A 13,315-nucleotide genomic window follows, 5' to 3' on the forward strand; every position below is an offset into this window, starting at 1 on the left:
TCACACCAGGAATGAACGATGGCGGTCTTCGAGTGCGGAGTTGAACAGACAGCTCTCATTTTGCACTTCACCCATCGGTGTAGTAAATTGACGCTCATCGCTCGCTGATGCACATTCCGAACACCTGACTATGTCGGTGAGCCAGCGGTCTCTCCGACGAACAATGCCGCGGAGAACGCGCTTCGTGAGCCAGTGGTTCTCCGGAAAATCATCGGAACGCTCCGTAATGACCGAGGAATGTTCGTTCACGAGACGGTCTTGTCCCTGCTGGCGACGGAGTGATCAGCAGAACTGTTGAACCCATTGATGGACGCTGGCCACGGCACGGAGATGCTGGGAGACTACGGTGAGATGTCGTGGTTCTCGTCGTTTGTCCCGGCTAGTTCAGAACTTATGCAGACCACTCTGGCGCCAGCAGGGACGCAATCCATACGAAGAGCTCCGTCGAGTCGTCAGCAGCAATGAGATGACTCACGGGCTCACGCTGTGCCGGCCGTCGAGACTCCGGAGTAAACACGTACGTATTTTATAATCAGAGTCATATTCACACCATAGGATGTATCGAATATGTTTTATATATGGTCCATAAATAGTGGACTTAGTAAAATATTCAGCTACAACGTTCTCTTTTTGTTTTTGTCATCGCGGTTATTTGACCTTTGTTGTGAATCGGCCGCTAGCTGCAATTCAGGACCTATCGATAGCCTAAGGATTTAAGCCGATCCTCGATCACGTCATCCGACAGTCGTTCACCTCTAACCGGTTTCTCAGCCTCTATATCTCTACGGGTATCGTATCCGGCCTCAAACCAGGGGACCTTGACCAACGGTTCCACATAGAGGTTCGGAGGATGGCCATAGCCGCGCGTTGGGATGGGTCTACATCGATCCCCTACTAGATTCCCGTGGTCAGATGTCAGCACTGACTTCCCCTCAATGTCGTCAAGTAGATCCGAGACGATGTCCAGGGCTAGGTCGAGATTCTCTGCGTATGCAGACCAAACCTCGTCTGAGTTCACACCAAGCCCGTATTGGAGTCGAGCCCAGATATTTGTCCCCGTACGGGTTGTATCGAAGTCTGGATCAATGCCACTCGTGTCGATCTCTCGTCCTAATTCCCCAATAAATGGATAATGGGGTTGCATAAAGTGACCGATAATTCTCTTGTTAGGGAATTCCGACAAGGCCTCTCGGATAGCGGTAGCAACATCGTCGGGTGGAACGGTTTGAAGCTCTTCGTCGAAATCCGTTTCCAGAAGATTCCATATGGTATGGAATGTACCCTCCTGTATTTTCGGTGTATGCGGATTCGTAGTGACGTAGACGGTGTCATAGAGATCCCGCCCATTGAAACATTTGCTTAAATACTCCCAGCTCTCACTCGCTGGCGATGTCCGATGATCAAGCTCTCCCTGGTGGTGGATGCGGTCTTGGAAGAGGTCATATCGACATCCATCTAAAATGAGTAGATTATCCCAATCCTCGCTAACAGGGTCAAACCCAGTATGGTTAGTTCTCTGGTAGTACCATTGGTTGACAGCCGTCCCGAGATGATTACTGACGCCGCGTATCCCCGAGAATGAAGCCACTCTCTTCAAATTCCGCAGATTGTATTTATTGAGGTTTGTCATAGCCTTGGTTTGCCCACTTCTGTATTAAATCACGTGATGGCGTTTACCGTCGACTTGATTTCACTCCGGATCGTGGGCGATGCTAAAGAGATCACCCCGTAGAGGGCCGCTCCACCAGCGATGATTACACCGAGAGAGAGCTGCCCTATCTCGTCGAGGAGAGACGTGATACTATAGACACCAACACCCATAAGGATCGCTGAAACTACCAGCCAGCTGATTGCCTTCAGAGGGAACCGGATATCTAGTTCTGTGGAAAGAAGCCAAGCGTGTGACGCGGTATTCGCGAAAGCTCCAAGCGTCGTGCCGAGGGCTGCCCCTGCTACTCCGAAGGGTGGGATGAGTGCGAGATTAGCTGTGATATTTACTACTACTCCGATAATCGTTGTATAGGCGCCATAATCAACGTGGCCAACAGCATGCATAGGTGCTATAAGCGGAAGTAAAATCGCTCGTTGCAATTTCTCGAAGAGAAGGCCTATGATAACTAGGTAGATGAGAGGGTATTGGACGGCAAACCAGAGATCAAGGATCTCATCACCGAGGATTATACCTCCTATGAATGCTGGAATCACGAGGTATAGCGAGGGCACGAATGTTCTCTCTATCAGCTCTTCTAGCCTGACGAAGTCGTTTTCCGCTCCCCATTGATTGGCGCTGGGGAAGATCGCGGATCTGATAGCCTGACTAAGGAGGAGTGAAACTGCTGCGACTTTCCAAGCGACTTCGTATGCTCCGACCGCTTCTTGAGAGATAAAGAATCCAAGAAGTATCACGTCAGTCCAACTGTAGATCACGCCTCCAACTGACCCGATTGCAGCGAATTTTGAATACCCGAATAGAGATTTCGCTCGTGATAGAGACGGGGCGCTTAATCGAGTATCAATAAGTATCCATGATAGAACCAGAACTCCTGCTAATCCGAGGAGATACGCCCAGAATAGGGCGATTTCTGAAAACCCGATCTGGATAAATATCCAGCCCCCGATTGCCCAGAGGATGGTCTGTAATGGCGCAAAAATAGCGCTCTCCGTGACCCGTAGTTCGCCACGAAGAGTGAATTTCCCCACGCCACCGAGTTCATAGAGAATTAGGCCGATTCCAAGTAAATATGATACCTCTGCACCAATATAGCTATTTAGAGGCTCTTGGAAGAGAACTATAGGGACAAGAAAGATAGCCAGCAGGACTAACTTCATCGTCAGGCCTGTGGATACTGTCTCGCCCGCTGGTTTTCCTTCACTCAATCGCTTTTCAATCCCTCTTCGTATGCCCATATCGACAGGTAGAGAGACCATTGATAGAACCGACTGAAACAAGAAGAAACTCCCTAAGCCGGCGACACCGACACTCCTCGAGAACACCGCTATCGCCAGGAAAGACGCGATATTTCTTATTAGAGTAGAACCGAATACAGCAATAGTTGAGCGTTGAAGATTCATCGGGATGCTATAGATAGAGTAGAGTTTGCAATAGGACCAATAAGTTAATGATTTAGTGTGGTCCGTCAGGGACACCATAACCGACAGGTAAAATGACAATCAAGGCATTGATAAAGAAGATAGGGGTGCGGTCCATCCGTTCTAGTTTAACGCGACAACCGACCGCCGTCTGTTGGTCTGATATCGTCGCAACTCCCCGGTTGAGAAACCCGGTGGGAAGCATGACCTACAGCCCACCGGATTCAGTCGTAGTTGACCGGATTCAAAGAGCGTTTCCCTCCGATGAGTTGCGCGAGCGCGCTCGCGCAACGAATCTCGTCGAACGTCAGCGCAAGTTCGACATCGTTGCACTGTTCTACACACTCTCGTTTGGCTTCGCTGCCGGCTCAGACCGTTCTCTACAAGCATTTCTCGAACGCTACGTCGAGATGGCTGACTGCGACAAACTCTCTTACGCAGCATTCCACGACTGGTTCGAACTGCTGTGTTGAATAGCGGTGCTGGTCGGGACAGTTGAGATTTGAGTTGGCTTGTCAGGAGCTGATGCCGGTGGTCTCAAAACTGGTGCCACCTCGTCGTGGCTCTGAGGGCGCTATTCAACACAGCAGTTCGAACCGGGCTTCGTTGCACTCCTTCGAGAGATTCTCGATGACGCTATCGAGAATCTCGATACTGGACGAACCGAGTTGAACGGACGTCTCGAACGCTTTCGAGACGTCCTGATTGCCGACGCGACTATCGTTTCACTGTACCAGGACGCCGCTGATGTCTACGCAGCAACTGGCGAGGACCAAGCTGAACTGAAGCTCCACCTCACAGAGTCACTCTCGACAGGCCTTCCAACACGGTTCCGTACAACCGACGGAACAACTCACGAACGGAGTCAGCTACCCACCGGCGAGTGGGTAGCTGACGCCCTCATCTTGCTTGATTTAGGCTTCTACGACTTCTGGTTGTTCGACCGAATCGACCAGAATGGCGGCTGGTTCGTCTCCCGAGTGAAGGACAACGCGAACTTCGAGATCATCGAAGAACTGCGGACCTGGCGAGGCAACAGCATTCCGCTGGAAGGAGAGTCGCTGCAGGCCGTCCTTGACGACCTGCAGTGACAGGAGATCGACGTCCGCATCACGCTCTCGTTCGAGCGCAAACGAGGGTCGGGCGCCAGCGCGACCCGAACGTTTCGACTGGTCGGCCTGCGCAACGAGGAGACCGAAGAGTACCATCTGTATCTGACGAATCTCGGCAAAGAGGACTATAGCGCGCCCGATATCGCGCAGCTCTATCGGGCGCGCTGGGAAGTCGAGTTGCTGTTCAAGGAGTTAAAATCGCGGTTCGGTTTGGACGAGATCAACACGACCGACGCCTACATTATCGAGGCGCTGGTTATCATGGCAGCAATTTCGCTGATGATGAGCCGTGTAATTGTGGACGAGTTGCGGTCACTTGAGGCCAGACAGCGTGAGGCCGACATCGCCGCAGACGCCGACGAGTCGGCGTCGCGGCTCCCTCGGCGTCGTTGTTCACTCGCCGTTGAACGCCACGCTCATCTGATCCAGTTGTATCTCATGGTCGATTTGGGCTACGAACTGCCGGATTTGGACGAGCTGTTGCTGTGGGCGTCACGAAATCCAAATCCACACAGGCAACGGTTACGCAGAGACGTTGAATCGGGTGAGTTTGCCTTTGACCGCCACTAAACTAGAACGGATGCGCCTCGATACTTTTATTCGAAGCTGGTATGTTTAACCCTCTATGCCCGATTCCGCCGTCTTCATCTCCAACCGTGTTCCAGACGCTCCGAGCACCACCCCGTATCAGCGGTTAAATAGCCTCTCGGACGAATTTGACCTAACCGTCTTCACCCTACATAAGTTACCCAGCGACTTTCAGGACCAAGTCACTGCGTCCTCCGCGTCCGGAGGAATAATTTATAAAATATTCTTCCCTCTCTGGGTAGTATACCAGGTATTCAAATCGGGTGAAGAATATCGGTTCGTTTACACATCGTATAACAAACCCGCCCTTCTCACAGGAATTCTTCTCAAATTGTTCGGCTATCCTTGGGTCGCGGATATCTACGACGATCCCTTGCTCGGGCTTCAATTGGCACGGCTCGAGTGGAAAGATCCCGATATCGACATCTCGTTATATCAGATAGCGATCTATCTGTACTGGGCCGTCTCGTTAAAGATTATAAAGCGGACTATCAGATTCACCGATTTCATCATTTTCGTGCCCGAACTCATCGAAGACTACGGTTTTTCCGAAGACGATGACAAAGTCCTCTCTATCACTAATGGGGTAGACTGTAAACTGACGGAAACAGCCACCCCGATTCCCAGGGAGAATTTCACCGTATTCTATGTCGGGCACGTCCAGAAGCAACGAGGAGTAGGAGAACTCCTTGAAGCTGCCGAGATTGTGAAGTCGCGAGGATATGACGACATCCAGTTCGAATTCGTCGGGCCAGTTCCCGACTCGCACTCCGAGATGCTCGAAGCCGAGCTGGAAGCGCGTTCGGTATCCAATACCGTCTCTTTCCTGGGGCGCAGACCCCACGAAGAGGCATTGAATCGGATGGCGAGCAGCGATGTTTGTGTCTGTATTCTCTCTCCCGAGATCAGGAACTATCGTCGAACATATCCGATCAAGTTATTCGAGTATATGGCAATGGGTACGGCCATCATCGCCAGCGATTTTCGAGGTATAGGGAATGTAATCGATCACGAAGAGACTGGCCTCCTTGTTCCTCCAAACCGCCCAGATGTAATCGCGGACAACATAATAAAATTATACGAGAACCCTGAATTTAAGATCATAATTGGTCAAGAGGCTAAAATAAAAGCCAAAAAATATGATTGGGAAAATATCAATGAGGATGTTATTAGCGGAATCAAAGCACGAATTTGATCTACTCGATAGCTCGTTACAGGGTCCCGAAAATTGTGCTGTGTTGAATAGCGGTGCTGGTCGGGACAGTTGAGATTTGAGTTGGCTTGTCAGGAGCTGATGCCGGTGGTCTCAAAACTGGTGCCACCTCGTCGTGGCTCTGAGGGCGCTATTCAACACAGCAGAAAATTGTGTTCTCCACACCTGTTACTAAGTCCTGATCGATACTGGTCCCAACGTAGAGGCGGAGATAGGCTTCGCTCCTTCGAGAAATGGACCGATTGGTCACAATTCGGTAACCAACAACTCCACCGCTTCGTCCTGGTCCTCCGGAGACCCAACGTCAATCTGTCATCCGCTAATCCGATCGTCTCGTGCCACTCAGAATCCTGTGAGAGTACATTTCGTGTGCTTCGGTGAGAGATACCTCTCAGTATAGAAGCGACTGTCCTCAGAACGCGACGTGGAGTCATCGACAACCCACGGAGAGAGTACATTTCGTGTGCTTCGGCGAAAGATAGTGGTCCATAATACCTCTAAACGGGTATTCCAGCAGAACCGATCGATAGCTGGAAACATACGAAACAAACAAACTGCAGTTTTATATAGTATCTTGTTGATAGTCGGATAAGGACAGATGCCAGGGCCGTTCAGCGATATGACCGAGACGATCTTCGCTGACAAGAGCGTGCTCAGCGAAGAGTATCAGCCCGACGAGATTCTCGAACGGGAGCAGGAGATCGAGGAGTACCGCTATGCGCTCCAGGACGTTCTCTTCGGACGCGATCCGAAGAACGTGATGTTGTACGGAAAGGCGGGGCTGGGAAAGACGGCGGTCACGAGGTACATTCTCGATGCGCTGGCTGAGGAAGTCAAAACGCGAGAGCAGGCCGACGACCTACACATCCACACGGTCAACTGCAACGGAAAGACCCTGTTTATGGTCGTCCGACGCCTGGTGAACGACCTCCTCCCGAGTCACACGAGCGACTTCCCGAAGCGGGGGCTCGGGACCGGGGACGCGTTCGACGAACTCTACACACAATTGGACAGAGTCGGTGGGACACACCTGTTCGCGTTCGACGAGATCGACCACCTCTCGGACGCCAACACGCTGTTGTATGAACTTCCCTGGGCTCGCTCGAACGGACACCTCGACGAGGCACGGGTCGGGGTCATCGGAATCAGCAACAACTACACGTTCAGGTCCGACCTCTCGCCGAAGGTCAAAGACACGCTGATGGAGACCGAGATCTCCTTTTCGCCGTACGACGCGACCGAACTCAAGACGATTCTCCTCGATTGCGCGGAACAGGCGTTCATCGAGGGCGGCTACGATATGTCCGCGATCACGATGACGGCGGCGATGGCCGCACAGGATATGGGCAACGCGCGACAGGCGATCGATCTCCTTCGCGTCGGTGCGGAGGTCACCGAGAAACGCGAGGAGTACTGCGTGACCGACGACCACATCGAAGAAGCGCGGGAACTCGTCCAGCGCGGCCGACTGAGTGAACTACCCCGCCCTGCTCGGCCTGACGGCCTCGCTGAGGACGGGGCTTCCTGTTTCCACGACGCGCTTTGCAGGAACTGAATCGGTCCCCGTAGGGAGCGCAGTCTCCGCAGGCATTGAATCGGGGTGAGCCACCCCTACTTGATCGAGTCCGCGTGAAAGGATGTTGTACGCCGCGTTGAGGTCGCGGTCCGCTTCGACCCCGCATAAAGTGCCGTGTTGACTTGATGGAAACGCTGCTACCCTAGGAGAGCGTGAACCATAATATGGGGCGCAAGAGACCGACCGCTATTCCGTGCTACAGAGCACGTCGTGTTGACTGGCCCGTGTGCGAAAGAAGCCGAGTCATAGGCGTGACAGCCCGGATGCTGCGCCGCGCGGCATCCGGGAAAGCCCGAATAGGTGAATCTCTGCTTCACGCACTGGCGTCCTGGGTGAACAGACTATGTACCTCGGAATTGATGTCCACAAACGAACGTCTGGAAGCTCTGCGGTCCGTCGCTGAGGACGATAACACGGAACCGGCTACTTGTCGCCGACAATGGCTTGAATGTAGGTCGTGGTTCTGGTTCGATGTCTGGCAACCGCCGTAGATATGCCCACGAAAAGAGGACTACACTCCCATCTGTGATCTAGATGTCTTGTCTGCCTCGGTGACCTAACGTTGCTTTTGTGGCAATCTTCCTACTCGCAGTTCCACCCAACCCAGACGAAGATCATTGAGTGAGTCTCCCAGTGGATCTTACAGTTGTCGTAAGACCACTCACCACGTCTTTGTCACCCGTCCTAACGGGAGAACGACGGGAGAAACGACGGCGATGCAACTACCGACGCAAGCGAATACAACCGCGCAAGGTGGATGCGTGACCTATGTGGGATCTATTGGAACTCTCACTCGTGCTGGCGTGGGCCGTCTGTCCTCGCCGTGACCACTCTTACAGCCACACCCTCGATCCCGTCTTACGACGACTGTAAGATGCCCTCCCGTCATCATTATGCCGTAGTTTCAGGGAAACCGACGTAGAGATGCTCCACGCCATCTTGTTTTCGTCGCTGGACAAGTCGGGTTGAGCCCGTAGCAATCTTCTCGATCGCATCGAAGATATCCCCAACTGTCTTGCTCGTCATCGTAATCCCTACACTATCGATTCCGTTGAGCAGTCGTTTCACCCGTGGGCGTGGAAGTCGATAGGCACTCCCGGATCGGAGTTGCTCTTTTGTCCCCCACTCTTCGATATGCTGCAACACGCGTTCGGCACGCCGATCACGCTTCCGCGGTGAGGCACATACGGCATCGATGCCATCCTCTCGAACGCGCGTGATCTGATCACCGGTTGTTAGCTCTAGTTCGACACCCGTTTCGGTGGCGAGTTGGCGTATCCGTGTATTTTGTTGGGAGCGAAGGATCCCGACCTCCCGAGCAATGTCTTCATTCAAATCGTCTTTCAGTCGGTGGAGTTTCTGCGTGAATTCCCCGAGTTGCTGGTTGAGTGGTCCCTCTTTCTCTCGAAACTGCTTCATTACCTCTACTGGTGGCTGGCTGTGTCCCTCACCGATCACCAGCTTCCGCAGTGGCGTGATCGTCTGGAAGGCTTCGGCAAGATCCTCACTATTCCGGTCGACGTCGGTGGTGGCGTCTTCTATCTCTGCTCGAAGCTCGTCGTTTTTTGCTTCGAGTTCACCGACGCGCTTCTGCAATCGTTCATTCTCCGCTTCCAACGCCTCAATTCGATCCTCGAATCGGGCTTCCAGTTGTGCGAGTCTCGCTTCGATGTGACCGCTATTCTGTGCGTTGCGATATTCAGGGGCCGATGCGTCGGTCAGTTCAGATATCTCGTGTGTACTCATTGTTGTGGGTGGTGTCAGATGTGACTGGAGAGATCACGACCTCGGCGCGTGATGGGTCAGGGATTCAATTCACGCGACTAGGTGAAAGCACGCTTAGGCGAGAGTTCACTCTCACTTGCGTCGTGATGGTCTATGCAGGAGTTCTGCAATGTGTCTAACCTACCCACCCGGTTTGGGAAACTACGATCAGCGTCCGCACGTGGTTCTGCACCCATCTGGGTCAGCCTCGAAAAGAGATTGAGACGGTTAGCTAGCTGCCCGTTAGTATGACTGCCGTCCGAGAAGCTATCGAGAATATTGGTTTTTGCATTAGCTAAACGCCGTCTAACGGCTGTTTTTTGAATACTCTGGACAGAATACAAGGTTACAACCACCGGCGTAGTGGAATTGAGTACGGGCTGTTCGTCACGGCTTGTGACCACCTGTTTTTTGGCGGTCCGTGGCGTCTTTGACATTGTCGTATCCCATACGACCCTACAAGCGTCAACCGAGGGTCCAGCTCGGCTGGCGCGTTTTTGTGGGCGCGCCAGATTCTCTTGTAGTGTCGTATATTATCGAGTAGCCAGTGCCGCTATTTAACTTTTTGCTAAAGCAAGAAGAAGCCGATGCGGGAATTGAATAGTAACGCTGTGAAACTGATGGGTAGTGCCACCAGGCCCGACCCCTACCATCGACCCTATCAGTATTCTAGGGGTGTTTCTTAGCTCTCGTGATCCTGCATTTGTTCCCTCTGAGATTGCTGATGAACTAGATGTAACTACGGAGGGGGCACGTCATCAAATGAATCGTCTTGTTGACCAAGGATACCTCGACAAGAAGAAGCCAGGACAACGGACCGTCTTGTATTGGATTACCGATGATGGAGTAGAGTACTACGTACAGCAGACGAAAGCACGCTAATCTCATTCGACCCACCAGATCACTGTACGAGATCCTGGCTGCTTGGACTTGATCTGGTCTTCATCTCGTAGTTTCTTTAACCGGTTGCGTATCCCTTCTGTACTCATATCGAACCGCTCTGCAAGCTCGGCAGTCGTAAATGCTGGACTCCTTGACACTCTCATCTCTCTCATTATTTCTTCATCTGTGACTGTCCTCTTACCTTGAGCCATACCTACAGTATCTTCTGGCTATTACAAAAAGTATTATGGTGGTAGAGCTAGTACGTGAAAGTAGACACAGACGGCTCAATGGGTAGCTTTCCCGCAGAATTGCCCCGGTGTACCAGCACCGGAGCCGGGCTGTGTCGACGGAGTCTATGTCATCCGCAAGCCCATCGCCAACTAATGGCGACACGACTAAAGAACGTACCGACCACGAACGCATCACCGACGTCCGCAACCTCAACGCCGGCGATCAAATCCTCGTTGGCTCGCGAACAAAGCCCATCACGGTCGACGACAGCGGGTCTCGCGAAATCCACCCACTTCGAGGGGGCCCGACCCAGCAACACGCTGTCGAAGCGTCCGGCAGGTGGAGCAACGCAGTCACCGTGCTCCTCGTCAATCGCATCAATTTCTCAACGGGGGACCGACTTGGCGAGATCTCCGTGGATATGGGCGCACCTGAACCCGTCTGGAGAGTCACAGAATGAGTGCGCACGCACCGACAGCCATCTACGGCGTTTCGTGTGCATCGTGCGGAACGCTACTCATCCGTGGCCCCTCAGATCCAGCGCTCTGCATCTCGTGTCTGCGCGATTTCCAGGAGGCCCCACAATGAGTGAAACGGCGCGTGAGTGGGCACTTACACAACTGGCCCAAGCGGAAACGCGAGCGCTGAACCCCGACGCGCGTGAACACATTGTGGCAGCACGGGAAGCACTCGCAACCACCCACTCAACACCATTGGTGGCGTGCTCACAGTGTGGGCGGGAGGGACTCCCAGAACGGATTGCTGCACACGAGTGTCAGTAACCCACTCAGACTCGCGCCCCACCGATAGGCGTCACCCCACGATGAGACAATAGCTGAGAGACAACAGCCACCGTCGGGACACACCACCTTTCGAGTGTAACACCGAAAGAGGGCCCCGCTACGGCTACCTACCGGCCATATTGAAATCCAAAAAACCACGTCCAGACTCTCCCATAGACCGCCGATTCGCAGACACTCTCACTAAGAGCCATAGTCCACAGTCAATCTCACACTCTCGAACTCGATGCTCCCCAACCCATCCACCGCAAGCGGCGGAGCGGCCCCTTCCCACGGGGGCCCGGAGCCGCGCAGGCCGCCGTCCCGGACGGCGGCCAACGAGATGCGGTGCGGAGGGGGACTAGCGTCGTCTCTTCGCTGGGACAACTGCGACGGAGGCTGCAGAGCGACAGCGATGTGGGAAACGGGCCGCTACAAACTCACCTGACTCAACTACGATCCGAACACCCTCACTCCCGCTGATGGTGTACTGTGAGTGCCCTCTCCGAACGGAACCATCCCTTTCGAGGCCAGTGTCAACCCCGACACCAAAACTCTGAATCTCACAGCGAGACTACTCCTCACAAAGCAGACAAACAGCGGCCTCAAGAGTGGAACAACGGACACAGTGGTGTGGATGCGCGTTGTGCATACGGACTACCCTCGATCTGACCGGTACCGAATGTCACTGTGTGAGACCTTGTGTTCCTCGTCGTTTGAAACGAACTATGTCTCGAAGTTCGGGTCTATTTCGCCGTGCTCTGGATACTCCTGCGCTGTTTCATAGCGGTGTCTTCGTGGGCTACCACGTAACCGACCAATGCCGTATACTATCGATTTGCTGAACGACGGTTGCGTCCTGGGACGGGAAGTATCAAGCCTGCCCTCCACTAATTCACTGAACCGAATACCCGATTCCATATTCTGAGTACTGTTACCTTACTGTCTAGACCTCCCTATCAGCCACTGTATAATTATTAGACGGGCAGTGGATTGATTGGCTGTATGACACAACACAACGAGAGGACGTTCGACAGGCGTCAAGTTCTCAAAGCGGGTGGAGTAGTAATCGGGAGCTGTACTCTTGGGAGTACTACCGGAAGTGCTACTGGGCCGCCGGCGGCCGCGGGGGCTAGTGGTGGATCAAATACTACTGGTTCTCAACTCGTAAATGCCGAGCAGACTACCGACGGCGCGATTGTTGCGACCGACGACGACTTCGTGATTGCTGGCCAAGAAATCCAGATCAATAGCCAGGATTTCTACGACGGCGGTGAGGGGGCATATGTCATCTACAACGACGGGTATTCTGGTGAGATCTCGCATAACGAGATAACCGTCCTCGATATGGCCACTAACCCGACGTTTGGGATTCGAGTCGAGGATGCTGAGGTAGACGTCGTCGGGAACTTGATCGATGGTGATGACGCACTGGCTGAACAGTTCTTGTCTGTCGGGTTCGCTGCCGGTGCAAGCGGGAAGATTGAGTCAAATACACTGAATGGGGGCCACAGAGTTGGGATCCTCGCTGAAGGTTCCGGAACGGATGTCGCGATTCGGAACAACGATGTGACTGGATTAGGGCCCAAATCGGATGGGTGGGCTGAAAACGGTATTCAGATTTCTGCCGGCGCGACCGCCCACGTACGGAACAATACGGTGGCGGACCATTGGTGGAACTTAGACAACTTCCAATCTTCGGGAATCATCCTCGATCAACCCGGTGATGGAGTACACCTACAGCGGAATACAGTCAGAGATAATGATGCTGGCATCGCGCTGTGGGGTGGCAATCAGCATAATGTGATCCACAATACGGTCACTGTAACTGAAGCCGATCCCGGAGAGAACGGAGTTTCCCATTACGGTTGCCTTGTGCTGGAGACAGAGAACAGCGGTCTCCGACAAAACACGATTAGTTCTGAAGACGGGGATGTCGGCATTGTTGTCTATCCAACGGCCGAAAACGCCAAGCTGATCGGAAACGATATCTCCGGCTTTGACGAGGCGATTGTGGACATCGGAGACGAAACGAAACTCCCGAATCCATTCGACCCTGACGCCTGATAGAGAACGG

Annotated in this window: 7 protein-coding genes and 5 pseudogenes; 7 read left to right on the forward strand and 5 right to left on the reverse strand. The window is 53.2% G+C overall.

What is annotated here, in order from left to right:
- Positions 1–129: 129 nt before the first annotated feature.
- Positions 130–282: pseudogene (locus D3D02_RS15955) on the forward strand (transposase); the annotation flags it as partial.
- Positions 283–694: 412 nt separating this feature from the next.
- On the opposite strand, the gene D3D02_RS20390 reads toward D3D02_RS15955, so the two are convergent.
- Complete coding sequence (locus tag D3D02_RS20390) at positions 695–1,630, reverse strand: hypothetical protein (protein WP_147435640.1); 936 nt, start codon at positions 1,628–1,630, stop codon at positions 695–697.
- A 29-nt stretch (positions 1,631–1,659) separates the two neighbouring features.
- A complete protein-coding gene (locus D3D02_RS15965; protein ID WP_158599390.1) occupies positions 1,660–3,072 on the reverse strand; it encodes a polysaccharide biosynthesis C-terminal domain-containing protein in 1,413 nt (470 codons plus the stop codon).
- Between the two features lie 212 nt (positions 3,073–3,284).
- Here D3D02_RS15965 and D3D02_RS15970 point away from each other — a divergent pair.
- From D3D02_RS15970 to D3D02_RS15985, 4 genes and pseudogenes are all read left to right on the forward strand, one after another.
- Positions 3,285–3,545: pseudogene (locus D3D02_RS15970) on the forward strand (IS4 family transposase); the annotation flags it as partial.
- 135 nt (positions 3,546–3,680) lie between these two features.
- Positions 3,681–4,772 (forward strand): annotated as a pseudogene (locus tag D3D02_RS15975) (IS4 family transposase); the annotation flags it as partial.
- A gap of 55 nt (positions 4,773–4,827) precedes the next feature.
- Positions 4,828–5,985 (forward strand): glycosyltransferase, encoded by a 1,158-nt coding sequence (locus D3D02_RS15980; protein WP_121570977.1) that lies wholly within the window; start codon positions 4,828–4,830, stop codon positions 5,983–5,985.
- Positions 5,986–6,601: 616 nt separating this feature from the next.
- A pseudogene (locus D3D02_RS15985) lies at positions 6,602–7,477 on the forward strand (AAA family ATPase); the annotation flags it as partial.
- Between the two features lie 3 nt (positions 7,478–7,480).
- Here D3D02_RS15985 and D3D02_RS21245 read toward each other — a convergent pair.
- The 3 genes and pseudogenes from D3D02_RS21245 to D3D02_RS16000 form a co-directional block, all read right to left on the reverse strand.
- Positions 7,481–7,684: pseudogene (locus D3D02_RS21245) on the reverse strand (RNA-guided endonuclease TnpB family protein); the annotation flags it as partial.
- A gap of 786 nt (positions 7,685–8,470) precedes the next feature.
- Entirely contained in the window at positions 8,471–9,325 is an 855-nt protein-coding gene (locus D3D02_RS20395; RefSeq protein ID WP_147435641.1) for a hypothetical protein, read from the reverse strand.
- A 902-nt stretch (positions 9,326–10,227) separates the two neighbouring features.
- Positions 10,228–10,437: an HTH domain-containing protein gene (locus D3D02_RS16000; protein WP_121570980.1), complete on the reverse strand. Its 210-nt coding sequence runs from the start codon at positions 10,435–10,437 to the stop codon at positions 10,228–10,230.
- A gap of 146 nt (positions 10,438–10,583) precedes the next feature.
- Between D3D02_RS16000 and D3D02_RS20400 the strand changes: the two genes are divergently transcribed.
- Both D3D02_RS20400 and D3D02_RS16010 read left to right on the forward strand, forming a co-directional pair.
- Entirely contained in the window at positions 10,584–10,919 is a 336-nt protein-coding gene (locus tag D3D02_RS20400; protein WP_147435642.1) for a hypothetical protein, read from the forward strand.
- A 1,324-nt stretch (positions 10,920–12,243) separates the two neighbouring features.
- The gene (locus tag D3D02_RS16010) at positions 12,244–13,305 is read left to right on the forward strand and encodes a right-handed parallel beta-helix repeat-containing protein (protein ID WP_121570982.1); all 1,062 of its coding nucleotides are present in this window, start codon (positions 12,244–12,246) and stop codon (positions 13,303–13,305) included.
- Positions 13,306–13,315: the final 10 nt, after the last annotated feature.

The organism is Halobellus sp. Atlit-38R (assembly GCF_003665925.1).
Classification (GTDB): Archaea; Halobacteriota; Halobacteria; order Halobacteriales; family Haloferacaceae; genus Haloquadratum; species Haloquadratum inordinatus.